Raw genomic sequence first — 24,419 nt, forward strand, 5'->3', positions numbered from 1 at the left:
CTTAGCTTTCTGCAGCCGTGACGGTGTCGCCGTCGGGGTGGCTCTTGGTCAGAGTAACGGCACCTGCGGTGATGCCGGTGATGAGAGCGGCGGTATAGGTGTCGAGTCGTGCGAGGCGCTCCTCGAGACGCGCGTGTGTAGCAGCTATCTCACCCAGAACACGGCGGAGCATGACTACGGAAGCGGGCGGAACCCGGCGGAGCCTCCATCTTTTCCACGCTCCCGGGCCCGCTGGTTGTGCCGCCATGTCTTGCGCGACGAGTTCCGGGATGAGTCCGCCAGGGTCGGCTCGCCGGATGCGAAGGATCCGAGCAGGATATGCGACGACGGACGCTCCAGCGTGGTCGACCCATGCCGCCGTAGTCGGTCCGGTGCGGAACACGACGTCGCCGGGCTGTGTGGGCTGTGAGCCGGGGTATTGCGCCGCGTAGACGAGTGGGTCGATGCCCACATTGCCGATACTGATGGGGTTATCGAGGTGCTCACTCAGGATGACGCGGAGTCCGGTTGGCCCTAGATCGTCAGGTGAGATACGCGTACCGGGGATGAGACGGGCGTGGCGTTCGCGGATGAGATCCATGAGTGAAGCCGGAGGGACTGCAGTCGGGTTCTGTTCTTCGATGACGTCGACGTCTGGGCGGTCGCTGTCGACTGCAAGCGCTGCGTTCTTGACGTGGGCGGCGAGTTCTTGTGCATTGGACGTGGTGGGTCGCGCGGGCGTGCGTGTGACGAGTGAGCCAGGTCGAACTCGCAGGGAAGACGTGCGCTGGAGCGACATGAACCGGTGAGCGCGCGCACGCGTCTGTTGCCACGTCCCCATACACGCGACGAGGTCGCTGACGAGGTCCGCTTGGCGAGTGGAGGTGAGCTTCGTGTCGGTGAGATCGGCAACTGCTGTGTATCGATCCTCCACTGGCACATCGGCTGGAATCGGTCCGAGTGCCCAGAGCGCGAGCGCTTCACGGGTGGACCCGGGAACAAGACCGGCGGGAAGACGGACGATTGCTCGTACGCGATCCGTTCGCAGCGCGTCGGCGCGAATGCCGCGCTCTCGGTGCCGGAGCGGCTCGGTGAGGATGCGTGCGGGGCCAATGATCACCGCGACGTCGTCCGCGCCCAGTTGCAGGACGGATTCATCCAGGGTCGTCAGAGCGACAACGTCGCTGTCATTCGGTTGGTGGGGGAGCCGGTCGACGTGCATGACCCCGGTCCGATGGTCGCTGTCCGAGACCCATACGCCGAGTGCCATCATCCGTCGGCGGAGACGACGCGTGTGGGTGCCCGACCCAAGACGGATCGTCGGGTCGTCGCTCGAGGCCGAGGTGAGGGGGACACCGAGCGGTGCGTCGATACCGTCGTCGATGACGGCCGTGTGCGCGGGCAGGGCTGCGACGAGCGCCGCGAGCAGATCAGCGGCTTCGGTGCTGAGAGGAGCGGCAGGGCCAGACGCGGATGCGGCAGCCGAAGACCGTTGAGTGATGACTTCTAGTGCGCCAGCTGGGGAGTACGCGGCGTCTATGATCCGATCCGCGAAGTCCGTCCAGTCGTTCTCGCCGGAAACATGACGTTCGACCTCTGTCCGGATCGACAGGTCATAGGGATCTACCTGCATCGCGGCTTCGAGTAGGGCGCTACCCGAAAGCCCTTTCAGCGGCCCGAGGTGAATTTGAAGGATGACAAGAGCCTCGAGCTCCTCGACGTGCGCGGGATCAGAGAACATCAGGCCGGCGGGCGTGGCCGCTGCGGCGGCGTCAGCGCTTGCATCGACGTTGTTGCCATGACCCGTGGCCTTCAGCCACTGAGCCACCTCCGACGCATCGAACATCAACCCCGGATGGTCCCCGCGAATCGGTTCGGGAAAGGCCTCCAGCCCTTCGCGGAAGCGACGCCGCCACATTGACACGACTGGACGCCGGACATGCGCGAGGTCCGCAATACCCTGCATCGACACGAGCAGCCGCGGTGGCGTGTCCTCGTTCTCGAGTGAGGCGATGGTGGTCATAACAATCAAGTTAGCGAAACCTTACGACATTACACTGACCGCGCTGATAAGTGGCCTTATCAGTGATCAGTGCATTCGTGGTCGGGCTTCTTCCTATCGTCAGTGCTGCGGGTCGATGAGCGGCTCGTGAGGGTCGCCAGCCAGCAACACCTCAGCAGCATTACTCACATGCCAGGAGGACAGATCATGGCAGATCGCCGCATTACTCACACCCGCAAGGACGCCCGCGGGAATATCACCGCTGTCGGATACCCGGGCCAGTACTGGTCGCCGAGGCCGATGGCCGATGCGATCCGTGACATCGAGTCCCGGGCGCACACGTACTTCGTGCAGTGGCCGGAGAAGCGGACCGAGGTTCGCGTTGTTCAGGGCGCCACGGGCAAGTACCTGCGCACCGACCGGGATTCCACCACCCGGAACAACCTCGACGACCTTCCGAACCTGTAGGGGACAGGTCCGGACGGGGCGCGACCGAGTCGATCTCGTGTCGCGGGTTCGCTGGGAAGGCGGCGGGTGGGGGCCCGCCGTCCCAGCGAACCGCTGTGGCGCTTGGTAATTCGACAGGTTGTTCCGCTGGCCCGCGGAACACCAACGCTATCCAGCGGAAGCCTCTTGGATCGCCGCCGCGAGCTCGTGGTAACCGACGACTGCGGCGGCGAGCTGCTGTGCTCGCACCCAAGTAAGAGTCGACTGCCCGGTTGCTTCGAGTACAACGCGCGAGAGCACGGCGAATCGCCAGTTCCCGATGTCGAGTTGGTTGAACTGCTCTCGCCCGGCGAGGTTCACGGCGAGAACGTAGACGTCCGCGTTGTAGGTCGACTCGACCGCGTATGTGTTCGTCATCGGGTCGAGAAGCTTTCCGCGGAGACCTGAGAACGCGAGCGTGGACGGCTGGCGCTGTGCCCACCGCTGCACCAGTGCGCTGGACTTCACCTCGATGCGGATGTCACCCCACAACACATCGAACGCATCCCATTCGACGCGCACGGGTCGCTCGACCCCAGTGGCACGCCAGACGAGGTATTCGGCCAGCCACCCACGAACATTGTTCGTCGTGACGTCGGGCAGTGCGAACCGCCAGAAGTCAGAGACCGATGCGTCAACTCCGAGTAACCGCTCGTCACCGATCAGCGGGTCCAGCGGAGGAGGCTCGACCATCGTCATGCCGTGAGCCTATCGGTCGTCGTTTTGCCGGCGACCTAAGATGATTCCTCCGTCGCTTTTGGTCGGACGGTGTGCACCGGTCGGCCGCTAGATGATCCGACCGAGACGAGTCGAGAACGCGTGATCAGATCACGCCCAAGTCGCAGGTTACATTGCGATCACACTGCAAGCGCGTCGTAGCGCTGAAAGCTCAGGGAGGGCAGCAGGGTTATCGCGGAGGTTCAGTAGAGGCCGGTGCACGCGGATGAGTGCGACTTCCGTCTGGTGGATGTCGTCGACATCGAGGGTGACCCACGAGACCTCAAGATGGTGGTTGATCCAGCCAATGATGGCGTCGGTATCAGCCGGGGAGAAGCGATAGTTCCGGGTGTTGGCCTTGCCGATGAGCGATCCGACCGGTGGCCTGTATCCAAGGACGGCGCCGATGCCCCGGAAGAAGGTGCCGTGCCCCTTCCCGCGCAGTTCGTTCCCGACGAACCTGCGACGGAGGGTACGACGGGTTGCTTGGCCAAGGTAGAGCAGATCGGTTCCTCGCGCGACCGCGGCTTCACGGTAGGGCGAGGGCAGATAGCTTGCATCCTTGATGCGTATTGCGTAGAGCCCGGTCAAGTCGGGCACCTCACCATCGATGTCTGCTGCGGAACGGAACGCATCGCGGGCAAGCAGACGGCTGGCAATAGCGCCCGGATTCGTTGCGGACCACAGCGTCGGAGCAGTGTCCTCGGTTGACGGGGGGATCGGCGAGGCCTCTACTGCTGGGGCGTGAACGTTGTTCAGCTGGATTCCCGAGGGTGTGGTTGAGAACTGTGCTGGATATCGTCGGATGCGCGCGCTTACCTGATTCGCCGGGAGTGGCGACCCGTCGCGTCGCGAGTACAGGCCGCGTCGGTTGATGTGCTCGGCAATCTCCGCCGGCGACATGGCTCGTCCGGTCGACTCGAGCGCCTCGGCGATTGCGATATGCAGCATCACGGGGGTTCCCTTCTCCACGCAGTGGTCATGGTCGCGCGCATGATGACGGTGGCACCCGGTAGCGTCGACCTTATGGGCCACCTTCCTCCGAAGACTATCGCTGAGACACTTCGCGGCATTCAGACCAATGACCTTGTCCTGCCTGCCATCCAACGTGAGTACGTGTGGAAGCCGTCGCAGGTTGTCCGGTTGTTCGATTCGGTGCTCCGCGGCTACCCGATTGGGAGTTTCCTGGCGTGGCGAATTGAGCCGGAGACGGTAGCGAAGTTCAAGTTCTACGGGTTCTTGAAGGACTACTCCCAGTTCGACAACCGCCACAACCCTGATCTTGATCTTCCCGGCCGCAGGTTCACTGCGGTTCTGGATGGGCAGCAGAGGCTCACTTCGTTGAACATCGGCTTGCGGGGGTCGTACGCCGTCCGGGAGAAGTACGCTCGACACAACACTGCGCGCGGGTATCCGACCCGGCGACTTTACTTGAACATCCTCGCTGAGGCCGCGGCCAACGACGCCGGACTTCGGTATGACTTCCGACTGCTTACAGACGAACAGGTGCGGGACTCCGCCGACGACCCCGCACACCATTGGTTCCCAGTCAGCAAGGTGTTCGACGCCGCGAACGCGATGCAGCCCATGCGTGATCTCGCGGAGATCGGTCTCGGCAATCACACCTTCGCGATTGACGTACTTGGAGAGTTGTACCACGCCGTGCATGCCAAGGAGAGCCTGCACATGTATGAGGAGACCGACCAGGACGTCGAACGTGTTCTCGACATCTTCATTCGCGTCAACTCCGGCGGCACCGTGCTTTCGTACAGCGACCTCCTGCTGTCCATCGCGACAGCGCAATGGAAGGACCGCGACGCCCGCAGCGCGATCCATGGACTCGTCGATGCACTGAACGCAACGGGGTCCGGGTTTAGCTTTTCGCAGGATGTTGTTCTCAAGGCGGGCCTGATGCTCGCCGGGATCAACGACATCGCGTTCAAGGTGAAGAACTTCACTGCCGACAACATGACCGAACTCGACCGGCAGTGGGACGACATCGGCAACTCGCTCAAGACGGCGGTGGGGCTGCTCAGTGACTTCGGGCTCTCGGACGCCACCTTGTCGGCGAAGAGCGTGGTCATCCCGGTTGCCTACTACATCCACACGCGTGGGCTCGAGGACACTTACCGCACGGCGGTTGCCCACTCCTCTGACCGCGCCCTGCTCCGGTCCTGGGTACTTCGTTCCCTCATCGTGCGTGGGATCTGGGGATCGGGTCTGGATACCCTGCTGCGGGACATCCGCACCGTGCTCGACGACCACGGGGCTTCCGGGTTCCCTGCCGCGGAGATCGAGCGAACGATGGCCCTCCGAGGTAAGTCTCTCGCAGTCACGGACGAGCTCATCGACGACGTTCTCGACCTCTCGTATGGCGGAACGCGCACGTACGCGGTCCTCGCGATGCTCTTCGACCACGTCGACACGCGCAACCAGTTCCACGTCGATCACGTCTTCCCGCGCGCGCTCCTCGATCCGAAGCGGTTGAAGGGCCAAGGCCTCACCCGCGACGTCATCGACGATCTCAACGAACGACGAGACCGCTTCGCGAACCTGCAGCTCCTCGCCGGCCCCGAGAACATCGACAAGTCCGCGACCGCACCCGACGAATGGGCAGCTCGGGCATACCCGACGCCAGAACTGATGAGCAGCTACAAGACCCTCAATGAGCTAACCGAGCTGCCGCACGATGCTAGTGAGTTCCCCCGCTTCTTCGAGGCGCGGAGAACTGCGCTGGGGGAGCGGATTCGGCGAAAGCTCTCGTCGGGTTCACAGCCGCAGCCGCAGCCGACGACGGAGCTGGTCGAGGAGTATGACGGGACCGACCTCGACGCGGCGCTCGAGGAGTGACTTCACGGATCTTGAGTAGGCGAGGGCGGTCGTAACGTCGGCGGCAGGGGCGTTGTCCCGAAATTGCACAGCGACGCACCGAATGGATCGCTTGGACCCCGATGTAGTTCGCTCCACTTCGGTATGCCGGCGCGCGCGGCTACTGCTTGCATGGCGTGTGCGGAGCGATGCAGGCGCTGACCGATCCAGAGCTCGCCGCGTTTGTGGAGAATGAGCGTCGTTGCCAGGCCACTCATACCAATAGTGTGATCGGGAAGAGTTAAGTGACGGGGTTAGGGAGTATCCGATGGTTGACAATGCCTCGGCAGTGGCGTCTCTCACGGTGTGCCGAAGGTGTGGATACGAGGCCGAACGGCAGTTCATGGCTGGTCCATTGGGGCTCCAACAGTATCGATGCGCGCAGTGTGGTCACACCTCGACGCATCCACTGAGCCGAGGTTGGCGAGCCTTTTGGTGGGTGTGTGCGATCACCACAGCCATCGGATGCGTTGTGCTGAACGTCACGTTCGCTCGCGGCTATTCCTGGATACCTGGTGGTCTCGGTCTGGTCGCATTCATCGCACTGTTCGTCGACGTCGGCGTGCGACACCGCGTCGGCCTGACTGCCCCAGCAGGGAGGTCAAGTCACGATCCAGACGGTACCGGCGAGCGCGACCTCGAGGCGTCTCCAAAGGCGCTTCTTCACCCATCCGATGTGCGTCCGGCGTACGTGGCCATACTGACATCGGTAACTGCCTGCGCCGTGCTTGCGAGTGCTATTGGTGCAGTCGTCGTCACAGGTCTGAATAACGGCTATGACGTCGATGTCGTTGTTCAGAGTGAGCAGTCGCCATCAGCGACTTTCGACGGCACGTTCGATCTCGAATCGGGGGACGCGATCTGCGGCGACGGAGCAGACTATTACGGTTGCATCGAGGCACACCGCGCCATGTATAATGCGGTGTGCACAGGCGGTGGCGGGTGGCGGTCGTACTTACCATCCGACACTCTCACTTCAAGCGCGCGCGCGACGTGCGACCAACTGCTGGGATTCGTCACATCAGGCCAAGAGCAACTGGAAGGTTGCGGTTACGGTTGCACTACTGAGGCCGAGGCGGACGGCACGTGGGGATGGACGTACCTCCATCCGGTCCCACACCAGGCGGTACAGAACAACGATGTGCAACCAGCGATTACGTACACGGACCGCTGCTGGTTTTCTTTCGGTCCGTTAGAGCTCGGGCGGTGTGAGTGACCGCCGGCTGGCGTCGCTCCGTAGTTGCGTCGCCAGCATGACGTCGGAGGGCAGACGTTACAGTCGGCGGTGAGGGAGCGGCCAGGTACTGTTGTGTTCCTCGGCAGATGATTTTCATGTGTGCTCGGCCACACACGCCGACGGGCTCGAGATTCAGGAATTCAGTTCCGACTCAATCGTTGCTTGAATTATTCCGGGAGCGGCGCCGTCGCCGTCGAACACGTCGTCCACGAGATCTTCGAACCGCTCGTCCGCAATTGGATCTGGCCAACCGAAAGCGCGGCCCGCAAGCCGGTTCAAGTCGCAGTTGATGACGGTCCACTCGCCTCTGTCGGAAATTCCGGTGTAGACAAAGTCGCCCATTTCGATATGTTCGTCATAGTTGTCGAAATGGGGGTGAACGACCAGGAACGCGTCGCCTGTCGAGGGGTACGCCGACGTGTCAGGCGCTACTAGCGTCTGCTTACTTGCTTTGCGCCCGTTGCAGTCTGGGCATGCGAGCGCCAGATTCTGGGGTGTGAACATGAATCCTGGATGGGTCTTCCGAGGCACAATATGCTCTATGTCCCATACTCGACCGTGGTCAACAATGATGATCTGACGACAATAGCAGCACGTGTTTCTTTGCTTGTCGAGATAGTGTCGTTTGATGGTCGTTTTTATATTTGAGCATTCATCGGCGCTCCAGTAGTCGGCGGGCCTCGGATCGCCAAGTTCGAATGCTTGAAAGAATGTTAGGTCGTCGTCCGCGTAGCAGACGGGTTCGAGGTAAATCATCTGGAAGCCCTCGATGCTCTTGCTACGGTAGCTTCCAGATCGGCAATGACTGCGAGAACTCCGGGCGCAGCATCTGTAGCTGATGACCATGTCTTTAAGGCGTTCATTAACTTCGAGAACTCGGGGTTTCTATAACTACCGTCCGACGCCATGCGTAGCGCTCGGACCAGCGATTGCTTGACGAATAGATTGTCGGGCCCGGCGACTCCGAACACGCGTACGAGCGCCTCGTCCAATGACCTTCCTCCTGCGAAATCGTCATCAATTTCGCGTTCGAGAGACACTATATTGCTGTAGAGTTCAGGCAAGCCGGCAATAATAAGCGGGGAGTGCGTAGCCACTAGGAAATGGCATTCCTTGTACCTGTCAAACGACGCCAGCAGGCGATTGACATAACCGGACTGCCACTCCGGGTGTAGGCTAATTTCAGGTTCGTCGATTAGGATCAAGCTTTGATCGTCAATTGCGGAGGCAATGCCGAGCATCGATGTCACAAGCGAAATTTCCCCGGAGCTCGCGTCTTTGATGTTCAGCCGCTGCCCCGTGTTGGAGCGAGTTAGAGTGACGCGCTTTGTTCGGATCATGTCCGCTCGACGAAGCAACCGTGCCGCACGGAGATGGTCGAGACGCGCCACGCCTGGATTCTGGAAGTCGGCGACGAGCGCGCCTTCGCGGCCAGTGCTCAGTTCGCCGATCAGTTCGACCGCTTGAGCGAGCTCGCGCACGAGTGGTTGGCGAGCATCCGGCCGCTCGCCGCCGAACCAGGAGTCTGGCTCCTCTTGAGCGTGCTTCGAGAAGGCGCTGTACTCAACCTGGTCAAGGTCTGCGCCGGATTTCACTAGCCCCTCGCCGAGGCTGGTCCAGCCATAGGCAACCTCAATGCGTGCTTCATAGCCGAGGTCGCTGAAGACTTCGCTGACCCTGCTTCGGTGCTGCTCGTCGGAAGCGATGCTGTCGAACAGGGCGTCAAGCGCTCTATAGAGGCCCGCTGTTGCAGAGATACGGCCTCTCGAGTCCTTCAAGCCCAAGTATCGGTATGGACTGGAGGGGTCCGGGTCTGTGCGACCATTCTGGCTGCGCGGAATCTGAAACTTGTCGAACGCGCTTGTCGTCACGGCGGCCACTCGCTTCGGGCCAGGCAAACGACTGGGGTCGACTCGGGCTCCGTCGACTTCTGCGAGCACTTTCCCCTGATTGAGAGTTGCAGTACAACGGGAGCGACCGAACTGATACTCGACCGTTGCCTCAACGCCGGATCGCGGCTTGGAGCCGCTTATCGCCTCGAACACTGCAGCGATGTCAGATAGGAGACGAGACTTCCCAACGCCGTTCCGCCCGGTGATTGCCGTGAGATGCGTCGCCCCGCTGTGTGAACCTTCCTCGATGAGGATCCGCTGCCCGGGAGCATGACCACCGCCCTGGATGACGGCATTGACGCGGAAAGAGGTGCTCATGCTCCAACCTTGCCAGATCGCCATCGTCAGGTGTCCGTCGAGCTGCTACGTCGTTTCGCTTGGTTCTTTGGTCGGGAAGCGTCCAAGAGGTCATCGTGTGTTCCCCGGTTGGTCTGCGCCTGGCGCGCAGTCAGGCGCAGGCCGACGCACCGATTCGGTCAATCGAGATCTTCGACGACGGCCACTTTCCCATCAGCGACTGCGAAGTAACCCGCTGAACTGCTCAGGCTCGTGTCGAGGGAGTAAATGGCGGGTTGGAACGGTAACGGCCAGGCAATGACTTCGATGTCTGGGGCGTCGGGGTTGTCCGGATGGTATCCGCGCTCACGGACGTAGGCGAGCGCCGGAATAGAGGAAGGCTTCCGGATGACGACATCCACAGGACCAGTGATGCGGATCTCCGTCGCCGCGGTGAGGTGCAGGTGCACGTAGGTGTACTCACGTTCGTCGGTGTTCGAGTATGCGCGAATCGCGTCAGCTGACGCGACGTAGGTCACCCGCGGAGTGCGTACGACGCTCTGTTGTTGGCCAGCGGTCTCAACGACTGCTCGGGCCAGGCTGTGCTCCACGGTGAGATCCGCTGCACACCAGAACTGTTGCGCGATATCGAGAAGATATTGGTGACGGTCGTCGCCAAGTTCGTGGTAGCCGCCGAGGACCGCACTCGCGATCACGCTTGGGTCGGCATCGAGGGTGCCGCTCGTGCGGATCCTTTCGAGAGCTCTCGATAGTTCGGGGGGATGCTGGCACGCCGCCAGACGAAGGATGGTGGAGGCACTGGATGATGTGATGCGGTCCGCAGCGTTGGTGAGCGCGGAGGCGAAGGCAGATGATGTGCTCAGCTCGCCCGGCATGGGCCATGCAGCGAGCATCTCGATGAGCAGGAGGAATCGGGGGTCGCGCTCGGGGCGTTCGAGGACGAGTTCGAGGGCGCTGACGTCACTTGTTCTTAGCGCCATAGCGAGAGCAAGCCGCTCATCGCCGCCCGCTTCGAAGTTAGAGAGGCTCTCGTCGCTGAAGTTCAGTACAGCTGTCGGATACACGGAAGCGAGTGCTATCGCTGTCCGTGGCGGGAGCGGCCGCTGCTTGTGAGCAATCAGCATGTCGGAGTGCTGTCGCGGAAAGTGCTCTGGCAACTGTCCCAGAACGTCGTCACCAAGATCACCGACGATGACGTGGCGTCGCAGCAACGCTTCAACGACGAGGACAGACCTGCGTTTCACGATCCGCTGTAATAGGTCGGGGTCCGCCGTGCGTTCCGCGAGCTCGACCAGCTCCGCGACGTACATTCGAGCGACGGACTTTGGCCGCTCCGGGACCATCTCCACCGGCATCGTGATTGGCGCGTCCGGCGCATCTCGAAGTTCCGCGATAGCAGTGACGAGCGGGTCCGCAGCATCAAGCCGTCCAGCGGCCGGCCGGAGGAGAAGCTGCTCGAGCCGGCTAACGCTGACGCCGAGCGTGCCCTTCACTTCCTTCTTCGGCGTCCCCGCGAGAACCATTTGCTTCGCGGCGATGGAGTATCGGTTCGGTGTCGACTCGTCATCCTGCGACCGAACGTGTCGCTGCACGAAGTACGCAGTCCAGGACACCTTCCGCGGAGAGGCATCGGGCAAGATCTCCGCGACGGCGGTCTCACGTTCGGCGATCCGGTTCGAGAAGAACAGGAAGTCGCGGGTGCGCTGGGGGAGCTGTCCCGCGAGGATCACTGCTTCGCGCTCGACCTTTCCAAGCGCCTTCTTCTTCGCGGCTTCGTACCGCGAGTCATGCGCGATGCTATGCAGGACGAGCTCGATGACCCGTTCGTCCACCTCAGAGACTATCTCCGCCAGCGCGCCATCCTCTGGCGCGTCGAACCAAGGGGGCAGCACATCGAATCGAGGGTCCTTCAAGATCCGCCCGATCTCCACACTTGCTCGACGCTCCAGATCGGGCCGAACCCGGTGGTCATAGACCATACGTGCTGCGTCCTCGATGGCCTGCGCGCGTTCCGCGCGAAGCCCTCGAGTTACGGCCTCGAGGATCTTGACGCTCCCGAACCGCAGCCCGAACCTGGGATCATAAGCGATCTGATCGACAAGCCTGCGCGATTTGTCATCGAAAGGTGCATCCGCGGCGTAATCGAAGTACAGGTCTTCGTCGGTCCACTCGACTTCAACCCATTTAGACCCGCTACCGTCCATCTCCGCCTCCGTTTCTCCTCGGCATCATGCCATGACCAAGTGCTGCGGGGATTGCCAGGCTAGCGACGGCCGCAAGCGAGCTAGCCGCCAACGTGGTCGCGGAGCGCGGAGGCGATGGAAGCCGCGGCGAGGGCGTAGTCGCCCTTCTTGCACACGAGCATCACCGGGGCGCTGCGTCCGGTGACGCTGACCCGTAGCCCGCTTCGTGCTGGTGCCAGTTCGACGATCCGCGCGTAGGGCATGTCCACCGTGTTCTTGCTGCCGATGAACACCATCCTGCGGGTCGTGGTGATGAGTTCGCCGACGTCGTCGGTACGCAGTCCGTCTCGGACGCGTTCGCTGGTGGAACGCCCCATCCCGCCACCGACCCGCACTCCGAACGCGCCGACGTTTGCGCCGACGCCTCTCGAGCGCGTCTCCGTGTAGAACGACTCTTTGGCGACACGACATTCGAGCGCACCAACGACCGTCTCACCCGCGGCCAGGAACGCTACCTTCGGCTTGCGCTTCTGGATGGCGGCGACGGCGCGCCGGAATCCTGCGGGGCCCTCAATATCGATCTGCATAATGCAGAGAGTACTGGGCCTGTTCCGCTCGAACGTGGGCCACCGTCGATGAGCGCGTGACGGCGGCCGTCAACCGCACCAGTGCGCGAGGCGCATTGGTGGAGAACTGTGTGCCTAGGTGAGGTACTTCTTCGGCCCGTTAAGGTCCCAGTCCTTGCCCCGAGGATTCGGGTGCCGCGGGTTCCGTTTGCCGGTCAAGGTGGCGTAGTAGTACACCCGCACGTTGATCGAGTGCAGCATCACCAAGACATCCTTCTTCGCCTGCCGCAGCGTTGGGTGCTTGAGGTCTCCCCACGCGCCTAGAACCTGGTCCACCTGAGCGGCTCGAAGGAAGTCTGCGATCTCGCTACAGTTTTCCGCTGAGAGCGCAGGGTCGAAAGCGCGCAGGTTCGTGGGCTTCGAGCTTCGCTCTGGATAGAGGTTCAACATCCACCAACTCGTGTGATGGAGCTCCACGCTCGCTTCAACCACTCGGTTCACCGTGCTGTCCGACACCTGGTCCGTCGCGTGAGACGGGTTCATGCCGATCACGACGAGCGGATTGTTTCCGGCGAGCGTGGCCGGATCGGCTGACGACCCGAGGATGAACCTGTGATCTGGTGAAGGTGACGACGGGCGCCAGTACCGCGGGGCCTGGCCTTGAGGATATGAATGGGGCACGGGCTTGATCCTTCACCTCTCCGCGCTGAGCGCGTCGTTCGATGGCGAGGTCACGTCACAGGAAAACGGAAGCACCCGCGCAGGAAAGGCTAGCGGAGCTCGCCCCGCTCGCCCGCGTCACGACAGGTTGTGCCAACAGCCCACCACAAAGCCCCGGAGAACCGCAGAACTACGCGGAACTCCGGGGCTTTTCTCATGCCCGGCCAAGCAGCCAGGAACGCACTACCGTGCGATGTCGACACGTCAACCCCCTCTCCAGCATCGGATGAACGGCATACCGTCGGCTCATCGATAGAGGAGATGCAATGAGCGATCTGCAGAACACGCACGGAACCACCGACGCCCACGAGGAGCCCGACACCGCCTCGGGTGGTGCGCCCGATGACTCGACGTCCCAGAGCACGTCCAAGAGCACCGACGAGATCCTCGAAGACGAGACCACCGACGAAGACGGCGCGCCTCTCGAGAACCCGTCGGGCGGCTGAATCGGCCACGCCCTGGAGAGCGAAGACCCCCACCCGGCGCTGAGCCGGTGGGGGTCTTCTTCGCTGTCCGCTGGTCTCTCGACCTAGGCGTTGCGCACCGTCAGCATCCGCCATCCTTCTGGCACCTTCGCCTCGAGCGATGCCATGTCGTCAGCCTCGATCTCCTGCACGCCGTCGACGCGGGTGAACGTGCCGGTCGCTTCCATCTTGGCCACGCCCTTCAGCATCCGCACCGGCGCCGAGGCGAGCTCGAAACCCGGCTTGCGGTGCTGTTCTAGCTCGACGAGCACCTCGGCGAGTGTCGTTCCGATGACGTCAGCAGTGCTGGACTCGACGGGACGGATCAGAGCGATGAGCATGAGGCCAGCCTATGGCGCGGCGGTCGCCTGGCCGGGGTACCGCTCCGCAGGGGTGTCAACTGGGCGTCGCCGCAAGCGGAGGAAGGTGCGGGATCGTGATCGGCGCCGTGGACCGGCTCGGCGGGTTGTGGAACCGCTGCAGATCGCTGAGCACCTCGTCGGCCGACATATACGAGCTCGCCAGGGGAAGATTGCGCAACCAGAGCACGTCGACCTCGACGGCATCCACCTGGTAGATGCAGGCGACGGTCTGGCGTGCGTCGTGCGGCTCGTACTTGTGGTCGACGATCAGCCACTCGGTCTCAGTCACCCTGCGGAGCTCGAACCTCGGATCGGGCATCGCGGACATCTCAACACTCCAATCAGTCGTATTCGCCATCGGCTGACAGGAGGAGCGCTCCGCGAACGGGCGATGACATCACCGCCTGATCGACGGGCGCCCTCTGCCCGCCAGAGTTCACCAGAATTATACGAACGCACCGGTATATCGCTCAAGGGGACAGTGAGCGGACGCCGTGCTCGGGCGCCTCAGGCCTCGTATGCGGTGCGTCCACCGATCACCGTGCGCAGAACACGGCCCGTGAGCAGCGACCCGCTGCCCTCCGAGAACGGATCGACGTCGAGCACGGCGAAGTCCGCCGCCTGGCCCACCACGATGCGGCCACGCCACGCACCGTCGCCGATCGACGCCGCGGCGTCACGAGTCGCATGGGCGATCGCGCGTGCGAGGGGAAGGGCGGACTGCGGATGCACCGCGGGCACATCGGGGTTCAGCGCCGATGCCCGTGTCGTGGCCACGTACAGGTTCGCGAGTGCCGCGTGCGGCGCGGTGGGAGCGTCCGTCGAGAAGGCGAGCAGCGCACCGGCATCCTCGTACTCCGGCCACGCGAAGGCCCGATCCGCTCGATCATCGCCGAGTTGGGCCGACCAGTTCGCGAAGATCGCCGGATCAGCGTGCACCGGCTGCATGGACGCCGTCACACCCAGGCGCGCCATCCGCTCGGCCGTGCCGGGAGCTGCGTACTCGAGATGCTCGATGCGATGACGACGCGGACGATCGCCGTTGACCGTGATCGCGTGCTCGATCGCATCCAGCGCGAGCGTGCTCGCCTGATCGCCGATCGCATGCAGTGCGACCTGGAGTCCCGCGGCATCCGCAGCCGCGACGACGGGGAACAGGCGTTCGGCCGGCCAGATCGGCGCCGCGTTGGAGCCATCCGCATACGGTGCGCGCATCGCGGCGGTGCACGCGTCGATCGTGCCGTCGAGCACGAGCTTGATGCCGATCACCCGGACAGCGCTCGAGGCGGTCTCGGCACGCTCGGCCGCCTCGGCGACCTGAGCCAGGTTCAGGGCGTCATCGCCGGTGTTCGCGACGAACCAGTGCGCGGCTATCCGCAACGGCAGCGCGTCGCGCCCCTCCGCCCGTTCGAGCGCCGCGAGGGCGAGCCCGTCGAACGCCATGTCGACGGCGCCGGTCACACCCGCCGCGAGATACGCCTCCACGACGCGCTGCACCGCTGCATCCCGCTGCTCGTCGGTGGTCGTGGCATCCCGGTGCGCCCACGCGTGCTGCTGCGCGGCCGTCTCGTAGAGCATCCCGGTCGGTTCGCCGTCGGCATCCCGCTCGATACGGCCGCCGATCGGGTCAGGCGTCTCGCGGGTGATCCCGAGCTCCTCGAGCGCCGCCGAGTTGACCCAGCAGGAGTGGTAGTCGTTGGCATCGAGATAGACGGGGATGTCGGCGACGACGGCGTCGATCATCGCTGCCGTCGGCGATCCGCCCGGGATCGCGTCGAAGAGCCATCCGCGCCCACGCACCGCACCGGTGGCGGTCTCACGCGCCTCTCGCACTCTGCGCTGGATCTCGTCGAGAGACCCGGCATCGGTGAGCCCGATCTGGCCCAGCGCCTCGCCCATCATCAGCAGATGGGTGTGCGCGTCGGTGAATCCGGGAAGAACGACCCGTCCGCCGAGATCGACCACATCATCGGTCGGCGGTGCGTCGGCCTCGGCTCCGACGAAGGCGAAGTCCGCGCCGTCTACGACGACGGCTTCGGCCCAGGCGGCGTCGTCGGCGGTGAAGAAACGCGCATTGCGATAGAGCGTGGCGGGCATCAGAGTGTCTCCTCGGTGGTGGCTGCGCGCTCGAGGCGTGTCGAGAGCAGGGCGATGGCGCTTGCGGGCACGGCGAGCACGAAGCTCGCGATGCCCAGCGCGACGGCGAAACCTTGGAACCCGAGCATGCCGACGAGCGCAGCGCCGATCACGGGGGTCAGTGCCGATCCGACGAGGTAGACCGCGAGCAGGGGGCCAGACCAGCGGCCGTCGGCATCGAGAGCCGCCGAGGTCGACACGAAGTACATGAAGGCGATCGCGTAGACGGTGTTCCAGGCGATGAACACCACGATGAACGCGGTCGGATCAGTGGTGAACCCCTCGACGATCTTCAGCACTCCTCCGGCCAGCAGCAGCACCGCGAGGGGCACTGCTCGGCCCAGCCGGGATCCGACGATCATCAGCAGCACAGACCCGATGAGACCGCCCGCCGTCGCGCCGCTGAGCGCGAGGCCCAGCCCCTCGGGTGTCAGACCCGTCTGCTCCGCGCCCATGATGCCGGCCATGGCCCAGAGCGAGTCCTCGCTCACCGCCCACAGCGCGAACACGACGAGAAGGCTGAATCCGGCGATCGTGACGGTTCGCGAGCGTGCGGGAGAGAGGCGCACCGCGCCTGTGGACGGCACGTCGATCGGCATCGCCTCGGCGACGGCGGCCCCGGCCCGAGGATCGATCACGGGGGCCGCAGGCAACCAGGCCGAGACGAGCAGCCCCAGGATGCTGAACAGCGCGAGAGCGCCGAAGACATCGATCGGCGCGAGCCCGATGAGAGGGATCACCGCCAGCACGATCGTGATGACGCCACGGTTCGCGAGACCGTTGAAGCCCGCGACCCTGTCAGGATTCCGGAAGGCGGCGAGTGCGGCTCCGGATGCGGCGACGGCACCGCCGGCTCCCGCCCCGCCGACCAGCAGAGCGGGAAGGATGAGCGCAGGCACCAGCGCTGCAGTGGTGAAACCGAGGGCCGCGATGGCAAGTCCGGTGCGGGCCACCATACGCCTGTGACCGCCGGCGCAGAGCGGGGCGATCGCGAGTCCCGTGACCGCGGTGAGCAGCAGGGTCGCGGTGACGAGCCAGCTCGCGGCGAGCACGTCGATGTCGAGGCCTGTCTGTGCCGCGGTGATCATGTAGGGCGACAGGTTGACGCCCAGATAGCCCGCGATTCCGATCGCGAAGGCGGCTGTGGCGGTCGGCAGCCGGAGCGGAACCCGGGTGCTGAGGTCGATGGCGGTCATGGTTCTCCCACTGAGAGGGCACGGCGATGTGCGCGAAAGTCCTGCCGATGCGCGTCGGGTGGGGCGCGGATTCAAAAACGAATGGTGTTCGTCAACGAATGGTGTTCACTATTATGCACAGGAGGGATGCCGGAGGGAAGAGATTTCTCGACGGGCCCGCCGACAGAGAGTGAGCGTGCGATGCCCCGACCCTCGAGCCCATTACTTTCACCCGAGATCATCGGGGCGGCGGGCCTCGAACTGTCGAGAGCCGGAGAGCCGTTCGGGGTGAACGCGATCGCCCGCAGGCTCGGAGTCAGGCCGTCTTCGCTCTACAACCACGTGGACGGCATGGACGGCATCATCGAGCTGATGCGCGGCCGGCTGGTCGAGGACTACCGGGTCAGGCCGGGGGAGAGCGCGTGGGACGACTTCCTCGTCGAGCTTCTGCGACAGCAACGCCAGATGTATGCCGATCACCCGCAGCTCGTGCCGCTCCTCATCGGAAAGACCATCACTCATCCGGCGGTCATCACCGCGTATGACGACCTGGCGACCGTTCTCGTCGACGGGGGCTTTCCCGAAGACGAGGTGCTCACGGTGATCGCGATCATCGATGCCTTCGCGATCGGCTTCGGCCTCGACCTGGCGTCGCCGGACGAGGTCTGGGAGCCGGGGGAGGCAACTCGCACACTCGGTCGCGTGCTCGAGGGTGCGGAGCGCGGCACCGCGCGAGCGGATCGGACGTTCGAGCTCGGTGTCGGACTGTTGGTCGACTCGCTTCGGGCTCGCCTCGACAGGTGAGTCTCGCCTCGACAGGTGAGTTCGGAGTGGTTGCCCCCTCGAGTCATCCAACCCCATTTGGATCACTCGAGAGGGCTCACCGTCCGTCCCGGACGGTAGGGGAGGCGGCGAAGATTTTCGCTGCTCTCTCGACTGATATATCCCCAGATGTTCAGCCGGTAGCCCCCGCTACTTGCAGCAGAATATCGCTTAATCGTCGTGTCCGCCATTTGGGGGACAAAGAAATCTACGAATGTTTCTTCCAGGACTGGGGCTTGCCGTGAGAACGTCCACTCATAGAGTGGTTTCATGGACAGAAAGCTCGTGCTGAACGCGCACCTCGCCATCGCCCACGGGCACCGAGTCGAGGTGACGGAGCGCATCGACGAGCTGACCGGTGAGTCCGTGGTCCTGTCTGTCAGAGACCTCGACACCGGCATCCGATATCGCCGCATCGAAGAGCCCCGGAGCGAGCTCCTCCGGTGGCTGGGTCGTGTCATCGACTGCACGGTGACGATCGGCGGCCACTCGTCGCTGACGACTCTCACCGTCGATGCCGAGGGGAGCGGATCGGGAGCGACGAGCGCTACGGCCGCCCTGCACGGCGCGGATGCGGCGGTCGACGCTGCCAAGGCCGAAGCGGACCGCTGGGGCGGTGGCGACCGCGTGCCTGAGCCGGAGCCCGAACGCTTCTGGTGAACCGCTCAGCGGAAGTCCCTCGATCGATGCGTCACTCCGGTGCGGAGGTCTTCGAATGCGTCGGCGAGGACGTTCACGACCCCCTCTGCTGAGCGCTCGAGAATGCCGCGGATGATCAGAGCAGGAGAATCCCGCGCCACCCGGTGGTACCGACCCCACACCCCGGTCGAGCAGATGACGTTGACGAGGCCGGTCTCGTCTTCGAGATTGAGGAACGTGACACCCGCTGCGGTCGCCGGGCGCTGACGGTGGGTCACGAGGCCGGCGACCTCGATGCGTCTGCCCGTCTCATGGCTCTGGAGGTCGGCAGAGGTGAGCACGCCTCGCTCGCGCAGAAGTCCGCGGAAGTGCGCCATCGGATGGTCGTCGGTCGAGACACCTGTCGCCCAGAGATCTGCGGAGAGCCGTTCATAGCTGGACTGATCGCTGAACAGCGGGGGCTGCACGGCGATCGTCGTGCCGGGAAGGAATCGCGAACGATCCTCAGCGGCTGCCCCCGACAGCCAGATCGCCTCTCTGCGCTGCAGCCCGAGGCACTCGAACGCGCCGGCGGTCGCCAGGGACTCGAGCTGCGCGGCGGTGGCATCGGTGCGCCTCACCAGATCGTTCAGATCGCGGAACGGACCGGCGGCCTCGCGCTCGGCGACGATCCTCTCTGCCAGCGGTGTGCCGATGCCGCGCACACCGCTGAGCCCCATGCGCACCGCATAGGCGCCATCCCGGCGGTGCGCCGCCGACTCGTCGGGCTTCGACCGGTCGAAGCGTGGCACTCGAGGCTGCAGAGGATCGCCGCAGGCGTCCAGCCCCGTCGGCATCCGCAGCGGTGCGCCCTCGAGGGGTTCGAGAGTCTCGGTGACGCCTGAGGCGTGCAGATCGGGTCGACGCACCTCCACGCCATGCCGACGCGCGTCTGCGGTGAGCGTCGAGGCGGAGTAGAAGCCCATCRGCTGCGACCGGAGCAGTCCGGCGAGGAACGCCGCAGGATAGTGCAGCTTGAGCCAGGAGCTCGCATAGACGAGGAGCGCGAAGGACAACGAATGCGACTCTGCGAATCCGAAGTTCGAGAACGCCTGGATCTGCGCGTAGATGCGATCCGACTGCTCGGCGGAGAGTCCGCGCCGGGTCATTCCCGCGTAGAGCTTGTCGCGCACCTTCTCGATCTTCTCGAGCCCGCGCTTGGATCCCATCGCGCGTCTGAGCAGATCGGCCTCGTCGGCGGTGCAGTCGCCGATGGCCGTCGCCATCTGGATCAGCTGCTCCTGGAAGATCGGGATGCCCAGCGTCCGCTCGAGGATCGGCTTGAGGTCATCATGCGGATACGGGATGTCGAGCACCACAGGCTCTTCTCCGCGAGCGGCTCTGGCGCGGTTCTCTTCGTCGAGCGCATCCTTGGCCATCTTGCGGCGGACGAACGGATGCACGGCGCCGCCCTGGATGGGCCCGGGGCGGATGAGCGCGATCTGGATGGCGAGGTCGTAGAAGGCGCGTGGCTGCAGGCGGGGGAGCAGGCCGATCTGTGCGCGGGATTCGACCTGGAACACCCCGATCGAATCAGCGCGGCAGAGCATGTCGTAGACGGCCGGCTCTTCTTTCGGAAGCGTCTCGAGCGTCCACCGCTCACCCGTGGCGTCGTCGATGAGATCGAAGCAGTGCTGGAGCGCTGCCAGCATCCCCAGTCCGAGGAGGTCGAACTTCACCAACCCCATCCATGCGGCGTCGTCTTTGTCCCACTGGATCACGGTGCGGTTCTCCATGCGAGCATGCTCGACGGGGACGACCTCGCCGACGGGGCGTGCAGTGAGCACCATGCCACCGGAGTGGATGCCGAGGTGTCGGGGAGCCTTCAGCAGCTCACCCGCGTAGTCGAGCACATTCGCGGGAATGTCGTGCTCGTCTGCGACCTCGAGCCCGGCGCTCCACCCGTCGACCTGCCTGGACCAGGCGTCCTGCTGCCCCGGGGAGAATCCCAGAGCCCTCGCCATGTCGCGCACGGCGTTCTTCGGACGGTACTGGATGACGTTCGCCACCTGTGCCGCACGCTCTCTTCCGTACTCGCGGTACACCCACTGGATGATCTCCTCCCGGCGATCGGAGTCGAAATCCACATCGATGTCCGGTTCTTCCTGACGGGTCGTCGCCAGGAACCGCTCGAAGGGCAGTCGGTAGAGGATCGGGTCGACGGCGGTGATGCCGAGGAGATAGCAGACGGCGCTCGCCGCGGCAGAACCACGTCCCTGACACAGGATGCCGCGACGGCGTGCCTCTGCGACGATGCCGTGCACGATGAGGAAGTAGCCGGGGAAGTCCTTCTCCTCGATCACGTCGAGCTCGCGCCCGATCCTGCGGCGACCGTCGTCATCGAGGTGCGGGTATTTCGTCGGCACGGCCTCCCATACCAGGTGACGCAGCCAGCTCATGGGGGTATGACCGTCTGGCACTTCCTGTTTCGGCAGGGCCGGTCGTGCTCGGCGGAGGGAGAAGGCCGACGCAGCGGCGAGCTCGAGCCCGTAGGAGATCGCGCCGGGGTGGCGCCGGAAGCGCGCGGACATCTCCGCACCGTTGCGCAGATGTGCTCCTCCGTGGGTCGGAAGCCAGCCGTCGAGCTCGTCCATGCTGCGCACGGCACGCACAGCGGCGACCGCCTCGGCGAGTGATGCGCGTTCGGGGGCGGCGTAGTGCACGTTGTTCGTCGCCACCACAGGCAACCGCAACCGCCGGGCGAGATCGGCGAGAGCGTCGTTGCGACGTGTGTCCTGCGGGTCGCCGTGGTCGAAGAGCTCGACGGCGACGTGATCCTGGCCGAACAGATCGACCAGACGGCGCAGCGGCGTCTGCGCGTCTCCGGCTTCGAGCCCACGGCGGACGCCGCCCTTGCGGCATCCGGTGAGGATCGTCCAGTGCCCGTCTGCGGCGGCCGCCAGCTCATCGAGGTCGTACACGGGGCGGCCCTTCTCTCCGCCGCGCAAGTGAGCAGCCGTCATGGCGCCGGAGAGACGGTGATAGCCCTCCAGGCCGTCGGCGAGCACCAGAAGATGGTCGCCGACCGGATCGGGGGTGCCCCGCTGCGGGGCGTCGAGACCGAGCGAGAGCTCGGCACCGTAGACCGTCTGGACGCTCACATCCATCAGCTCTGCGACCTCGGCGAAGCGGGCCGCTCCGTAGAAACCGTCGTGGTCGGTGAGCGCCAGCGCGGTGAGCCCCAGACGCTCGGCCTCGGCGAGCAGGTCTTCCGGTGAGGAGGCGCCGTCGAGGAACGAGTACGACGAATGCGCGTGCAGCTCGGCATAGGGGACGGCATCCTCAGGCCGGTGCACGGAGGTCGGGGGATTTCGCTTGCGCTTGGTGCTGACGGGGCCCGGGTCGGGGCGGCTGCCGGGTGGCATGCCTCCGGTCGGATAGGGCGATTCCTCGCCGCTGAGAGTGCGCTCCAGTTCGTTCCAGGACAGGGGAGGGTTGTGCCAGCCCATCAGCGGTACCTCCCCTCGGCCCACCAGCGATCTCCCGTGCAGAAGACGAGCCAGGCCCGATCATGGTCATCGATGATCTGCAGGCGATGCCCCTTCTTGCCCCCGGAGGCCTCCCACCGGCGTTCATGGATCGGCCACGGGCCCGCCCAGGCCTGCACATCGTCGCCGTCGATGCGAGCGGGTGCCGCCGAGAGCGAACCCCGGTCGTCGACGAGGACGGTCTCACCGTCGGGTGCGAGCACTCCGATGGGACGAGGGGGACGGAACACCTCGGCGGGAAGAGGATCGGGAAGGCTACCCGGCCAGGGGTGCCCGGGGTCTCTGGGGGCGACGGGGCGTTCGCCCCACGGAGTGAGCACCTGTCGATCGGCGAGCCAGCGTCCGCCGGAGAGAGCGGCGGTGACGACGCCCTCGTGGCCGAGCATCGTCTGCACGCGGGAGATGGCGTGGTGCAGGCGCTCATCCGTCCCGGACCCGAAGAGTCCGGGCTGGTGATGGGCGGCATCATCGACCGCCACGGGGACGATCCGCACCAGGGCGATCCCGCCGAACGCGCGAGCCTCATCGATCGGCTCTTTCGCTGACTCCGCCCCCAGCGCCTCGAGCTGCCAGCGCACCCGGTCGACGAGGTCAGCGGCATCGAAGCAGGTCGGATGCAGCCAGGGACGGGAGAACACCTTGCCGTCGTCGTCGATCAGGTCGATGCGGATCTCTGTGCACACCACCGAGGCTTCTCCGAGAGCGAGCATGACCGCATCGGCCGTCTGCCGCACCGCGAAGGCCACCTGATCGGCTCCGGCGAGCGGCGGTTCGAACTCGACGGAGCGCACGAGTTCGGGGTCGGGCGGTCGTGCCACCACGGCGCGGGAATCGGCACCGGCCGCGAGGGAGTGCAGGCGGGCGCCGCGCTCGCCGAAGCGATCGCGCACCTCGATCTCGTCGAGGGCGGCGAAGTCGCCGAGCGTGCGCACGCCGAGCCGGATGAGCAGACCGGTGAGCTGTTCGTCTCGCAGCACACCCACGGGGAGCGGGGCGAGGAAGTCCTTCGCGAGACCTGCAGGAACGACGGTGCACGGGGCGCTTCCTCTGGCGGCGAGCTCTGCCGTGAACGGGCCGTCGGCGATGCCGACGCGCACCTCGGGGAAGCCCGCCTCGGTGAGGACATCGATGAGGGCCCGCCCTGCTTCGGCCTCGCCGTCGTGGTAGCGGGAGATGCCCCGTGCCCGCACCGCCGCGAGTCCTGGACGCAGCAGCGCGGCGCCGGGGGCGTGCTTCTCGATGAGCTGCAGCACCGGAAGGAAGGCCCTCTCGTCGCGGGCGGTGTCGTGCGGCAGCACGCGCAGCGACGAGATGTGCCCCTGCGCGACGCGGCGGCGCTGGCCGGCGCGCACACCGTGCTCCCTCGCCGAAGCGGTGCATGCGACGACGGTGTTCGCATGCACCAGCGCCGTCGGCGGATGAGGCGGTGGCCCGCCCAGGGCGGCGCGCAACGGCCAATCGGGAAGCCACAGGACGAGGACCCGCAGCGGAGCAGCGGTCATCCGGCCACCGCCAGACGCGGGTATTCGAGCGGAGTGGCCTCGTGACCGCGGAGGCCGGGCAGCGTCGTCATCTCGGCCATGGTCTCGACGGCGGTGTGCTCGGCGGGCAGCTCTTCGACCGCGCCGTGGGCGCCGGGAAGGCGTACGCGCACGCTCGACGACAGCGGACTGTGCCGCGTCCGGGCTGACACCGTCGCCGTGGAACCTTCGATCAGTCCCCACCCCTCACCGACGCCGAGCCAGTGCTGGTCGTGCAGTCGGATGGAGCCCTCGCTCTGCGGCCAGGCGCCGGACGCTGTCGACTCGGTGATGAGCAGGGTGCTCCCGCGGTCTCGCAGGCGTGCGCTCAGTCGTGACACATCGGCATCGCGTGCTCTGCCTCCCGGCTGCACGGCGATCAGCGGAACCACCTCGGCGAGCGCAGAGGTCACGGCGAGCCAGCGGTCTCCGGGCTCGGGGACGAGGATCATTCGAGGCAGCTCGATTCCGAACGCCGCTGCGGCTTCCACGCCCAGCGTGGGCATGCCCACCACCGCACACCAGTGGCCCTTGCGCGACGCCGCCGCGAGCAGCGCGAGGACGAGACTGGGCGAGGGGGAGACGGTGTATGTCGTCCCCGTCTGCAGTCCTTCTTCAGGGAGCAGGGAGGAGAAGGCGGGTTCGAGGGGGAGCAGCGGATGCTCGCTGCGTCTGCGCTGCATGCGGCTGATCTCCCGGCGCAGCCGAAGAACCTCTCCGGCGCGGGAGTCGCCAGCCGGAGAGAGCGCGGTCACCGCATCGAGCCCGATCCCCATGAATCCATCCTCGAAGATATGTACTAATAAAGCAACTGGAGTAGATGACGA

At 65.0% G+C, this 24,419-nt stretch carries 21 protein-coding genes; 6 read left to right on the top strand and 15 right to left on the bottom strand.

Features of this window, described 5'->3' with window-relative positions; genetic code table 11:
* Nucleotide 1: 1 nt before the first annotated feature.
* Nucleotides 2–2,002, bottom strand: a complete 2,001-nt coding sequence (locus tag AC04ME_RS06185; RefSeq protein ID WP_475434109.1) for a hypothetical protein — start codon at nucleotides 2,000–2,002, stop codon at nucleotides 2–4.
* A gap of 186 nt (nucleotides 2,003–2,188) precedes the next feature.
* Here AC04ME_RS06185 and AC04ME_RS06190 point away from each other — a divergent pair, with 186 nt between their 5' ends.
* Nucleotides 2,189–2,449, top strand: a complete 261-nt coding sequence (locus AC04ME_RS06190) for a DUF3892 domain-containing protein (RefSeq protein ID WP_475434111.1) — start codon at nucleotides 2,189–2,191, stop codon at nucleotides 2,447–2,449.
* A 147-nt stretch (nucleotides 2,450–2,596) separates the two neighbouring features.
* On the opposite strand, the gene AC04ME_RS06195 is transcribed toward AC04ME_RS06190, so the two are convergent.
* Both AC04ME_RS06195 and AC04ME_RS06200 read right to left on the bottom strand, forming a co-directional pair.
* Nucleotides 2,597–3,166, bottom strand: coding sequence for a hypothetical protein (locus AC04ME_RS06195; protein ID WP_475434113.1), 570 nt, complete (start codon nucleotides 3,164–3,166; stop codon nucleotides 2,597–2,599).
* A gap of 147 nt (nucleotides 3,167–3,313) precedes the next feature.
* Nucleotides 3,314–4,135 carry a GIY-YIG nuclease family protein gene (locus AC04ME_RS06200; protein ID WP_475434442.1) on the bottom strand — a complete coding sequence of 274 codons (822 nt, stop codon included), beginning with the start codon at nucleotides 4,133–4,135 and terminating at the stop codon, nucleotides 3,314–3,316.
* A 42-nt stretch (nucleotides 4,136–4,177) separates the two neighbouring features.
* On the opposite strand from AC04ME_RS06200, the gene AC04ME_RS06205 reads away from it, so the two are divergent.
* Nucleotides 4,178–6,034, top strand: coding sequence for a DUF262 domain-containing protein (locus AC04ME_RS06205; RefSeq protein WP_475434115.1), 1,857 nt, complete (start codon nucleotides 4,178–4,180; stop codon nucleotides 6,032–6,034).
* Between the two features lie 490 nt (nucleotides 6,035–6,524).
* A complete protein-coding gene (locus AC04ME_RS06210) occupies nucleotides 6,525–7,268 on the top strand; it encodes a hypothetical protein (RefSeq protein WP_475434117.1) in 744 nt (247 codons plus the stop codon).
* Nucleotides 7,269–7,421: 153 nt separating this feature from the next.
* Here the strand turns inward: AC04ME_RS06210 and AC04ME_RS06215 are convergent, their stop codons facing one another.
* From AC04ME_RS06215 to AC04ME_RS06235, 5 genes are all read right to left on the bottom strand, one after another.
* Nucleotides 7,422–8,045, bottom strand: coding sequence for an HNH endonuclease (locus tag AC04ME_RS06215; protein ID WP_475434119.1), 624 nt, complete (start codon nucleotides 8,043–8,045; stop codon nucleotides 7,422–7,424).
* Nucleotides 8,042–9,499, bottom strand: coding sequence for an AAA family ATPase (locus AC04ME_RS06220; protein WP_475434121.1), 1,458 nt, complete (start codon nucleotides 9,497–9,499; stop codon nucleotides 8,042–8,044). Before AC04ME_RS06220 ends, AC04ME_RS06215 begins: the two co-directional genes overlap by 4 nt.
* A 158-nt stretch (nucleotides 9,500–9,657) precedes the next feature.
* The gene (locus tag AC04ME_RS06225) at nucleotides 9,658–11,682 is read right to left on the bottom strand and encodes a hypothetical protein (protein ID WP_475434123.1); all 2,025 of its coding nucleotides are present in this window, start codon (nucleotides 11,680–11,682) and stop codon (nucleotides 9,658–9,660) included.
* Nucleotides 11,683–11,762: 80 nt separating this feature from the next.
* Complete coding sequence (locus AC04ME_RS06230) at nucleotides 11,763–12,248, bottom strand: hypothetical protein (RefSeq protein ID WP_475434125.1); 486 nt, start codon at nucleotides 12,246–12,248, stop codon at nucleotides 11,763–11,765.
* Between the two features lie 114 nt (nucleotides 12,249–12,362).
* Nucleotides 12,363–12,908 (bottom strand): DUF1643 domain-containing protein, encoded by a 546-nt coding sequence (locus AC04ME_RS06235; RefSeq protein WP_475434127.1) that lies wholly within the window; start codon nucleotides 12,906–12,908, stop codon nucleotides 12,363–12,365.
* A gap of 305 nt (nucleotides 12,909–13,213) precedes the next feature.
* Here AC04ME_RS06235 and AC04ME_RS06240 point away from each other — a divergent pair, with 305 nt between their 5' ends.
* The gene (locus AC04ME_RS06240; protein WP_042538505.1) at nucleotides 13,214–13,393 is read left to right on the top strand and encodes a hypothetical protein; all 180 of its coding nucleotides are present in this window, start codon (nucleotides 13,214–13,216) and stop codon (nucleotides 13,391–13,393) included.
* An 83-nt stretch (nucleotides 13,394–13,476) separates the two neighbouring features.
* Here the strand turns inward: AC04ME_RS06240 and AC04ME_RS06245 are convergent, their stop codons facing one another.
* From AC04ME_RS06245 to AC04ME_RS06260, 4 genes are all read right to left on the bottom strand, one after another.
* Nucleotides 13,477–13,752, bottom strand: coding sequence for a hypothetical protein (locus AC04ME_RS06245; RefSeq protein ID WP_079113108.1), 276 nt, complete (start codon nucleotides 13,750–13,752; stop codon nucleotides 13,477–13,479).
* Nucleotides 13,753–13,807: 55 nt separating this feature from the next.
* Entirely contained in the window at nucleotides 13,808–14,092 is a 285-nt protein-coding gene (locus AC04ME_RS06250; protein WP_231567476.1) for a hypothetical protein, read from the bottom strand.
* A gap of 188 nt (nucleotides 14,093–14,280) precedes the next feature.
* Nucleotides 14,281–15,870, bottom strand: a complete 1,590-nt coding sequence (locus AC04ME_RS06255) for an amidohydrolase (protein WP_475434129.1) — start codon at nucleotides 15,868–15,870, stop codon at nucleotides 14,281–14,283.
* Nucleotides 15,870–17,105 (bottom strand): MFS transporter, encoded by a 1,236-nt coding sequence (locus AC04ME_RS06260; RefSeq protein ID WP_475434131.1) that lies wholly within the window; start codon nucleotides 17,103–17,105, stop codon nucleotides 15,870–15,872. Before AC04ME_RS06260 ends, AC04ME_RS06255 begins: the two co-directional genes overlap by 1 nt.
* A gap of 180 nt (nucleotides 17,106–17,285) precedes the next feature.
* Between AC04ME_RS06260 and AC04ME_RS06265 the strand changes: the two genes are divergently transcribed.
* Together AC04ME_RS06265 and AC04ME_RS06270 are read left to right on the top strand one after the other, a co-directional pair.
* The gene (locus AC04ME_RS06265) at nucleotides 17,286–17,888 is read left to right on the top strand and encodes a TetR/AcrR family transcriptional regulator C-terminal domain-containing protein (protein WP_042538604.1); all 603 of its coding nucleotides are present in this window, start codon (nucleotides 17,286–17,288) and stop codon (nucleotides 17,886–17,888) included.
* 288 nt (nucleotides 17,889–18,176) lie between these two features.
* Nucleotides 18,177–18,566, top strand: coding sequence for a hypothetical protein (locus tag AC04ME_RS06270; protein ID WP_475434133.1), 390 nt, complete (start codon nucleotides 18,177–18,179; stop codon nucleotides 18,564–18,566).
* Nucleotides 18,567–18,571: 5 nt separating this feature from the next.
* On the opposite strand, the gene AC04ME_RS06275 is transcribed toward AC04ME_RS06270, so the two are convergent.
* The 3 genes from AC04ME_RS06275 to AC04ME_RS06285 are packed head-to-tail and all read right to left on the bottom strand — an operon-like array spanning nucleotide 18,572 to nucleotide 24,368.
* Nucleotides 18,572–22,033, bottom strand: coding sequence for an error-prone DNA polymerase (locus AC04ME_RS06275; RefSeq protein WP_475434135.1), 3,462 nt, complete (start codon nucleotides 22,031–22,033; stop codon nucleotides 18,572–18,574).
* Nucleotides 22,033–23,574, bottom strand: a complete 1,542-nt coding sequence (locus AC04ME_RS06280) for a DNA polymerase Y family protein (RefSeq protein WP_475434137.1) — start codon at nucleotides 23,572–23,574, stop codon at nucleotides 22,033–22,035. Before AC04ME_RS06280 ends, AC04ME_RS06275 begins: the two co-directional genes overlap by 1 nt.
* Entirely contained in the window at nucleotides 23,571–24,368 is a 798-nt protein-coding gene (locus AC04ME_RS06285; protein WP_475434139.1) for a hypothetical protein, read from the bottom strand. Before AC04ME_RS06285 ends, AC04ME_RS06280 begins: the two co-directional genes overlap by 4 nt.
* Between the last annotated feature and the right edge of the window lie 51 nt (nucleotides 24,369–24,419).

The organism is Microbacterium sp. LjRoot205 (genome assembly GCF_056175745.1).

Coding starts and splice junctions, on each gene's coding strand:
- AC04ME_RS06185 (WP_475434109.1), bottom strand. CDS start 2,002: ATGACCACCATCGCCTCACTCGAGAACGAGGACACGCCACCGCGGCTG.
- AC04ME_RS06190 (WP_475434111.1), top strand. CDS start 2,189: ATGGCAGATCGCCGCATTACTCACACCCGCAAGGACGCCCGCGGGAAT.
- AC04ME_RS06195 (WP_475434113.1), bottom strand. CDS start 3,166: ATGACGATGGTCGAGCCTCCTCCGCTGGACCCGCTGATCGGTGACGAG.
- AC04ME_RS06200 (WP_475434442.1), bottom strand. CDS start 4,135: ATGCTGCATATCGCAATCGCCGAGGCGCTCGAGTCGACCGGACGAGCC.
- AC04ME_RS06205 (WP_475434115.1), top strand. CDS start 4,178: ATGATGACGGTGGCACCCGGTAGCGTCGACCTTATGGGCCACCTTCCT.
- AC04ME_RS06215 (WP_475434119.1), bottom strand. CDS start 8,045: ATGATTTACCTCGAACCCGTCTGCTACGCGGACGACGACCTAACATTC.
- AC04ME_RS06220 (WP_475434121.1), bottom strand. CDS start 9,499: ATGAGCACCTCTTTCCGCGTCAATGCCGTCATCCAGGGCGGTGGTCAT.
- AC04ME_RS06225 (WP_475434123.1), bottom strand. CDS start 11,682: ATGGACGGTAGCGGGTCTAAATGGGTTGAAGTCGAGTGGACCGACGAA.
- AC04ME_RS06230 (WP_475434125.1), bottom strand. CDS start 12,248: ATGCAGATCGATATTGAGGGCCCCGCAGGATTCCGGCGCGCCGTCGCC.
- AC04ME_RS06240 (WP_042538505.1), top strand. CDS start 13,214: ATGAGCGATCTGCAGAACACGCACGGAACCACCGACGCCCACGAGGAG.
- AC04ME_RS06245 (WP_079113108.1), bottom strand. CDS start 13,752: ATGCTCATCGCTCTGATCCGTCCCGTCGAGTCCAGCACTGCTGACGTC.
- AC04ME_RS06250 (WP_231567476.1), bottom strand. CDS start 14,092: ATGCCCGATCCGAGGTTCGAGCTCCGCAGGGTGACTGAGACCGAGTGG.
- AC04ME_RS06255 (WP_475434129.1), bottom strand. CDS start 15,870: ATGCCCGCCACGCTCTATCGCAATGCGCGTTTCTTCACCGCCGACGAC.
- AC04ME_RS06260 (WP_475434131.1), bottom strand. CDS start 17,105: ATGACCGCCATCGACCTCAGCACCCGGGTTCCGCTCCGGCTGCCGACC.
- AC04ME_RS06265 (WP_042538604.1), top strand. CDS start 17,286: ATGCCCCGACCCTCGAGCCCATTACTTTCACCCGAGATCATCGGGGCG.
- AC04ME_RS06270 (WP_475434133.1), top strand. CDS start 18,177: ATGGACAGAAAGCTCGTGCTGAACGCGCACCTCGCCATCGCCCACGGG.
- AC04ME_RS06280 (WP_475434137.1), bottom strand. CDS start 23,574: ATGACCGCTGCTCCGCTGCGGGTCCTCGTCCTGTGGCTTCCCGATTGG.
- AC04ME_RS06285 (WP_475434139.1), bottom strand. CDS start 24,368: ATGGGGATCGGGCTCGATGCGGTGACCGCGCTCTCTCCGGCTGGCGAC.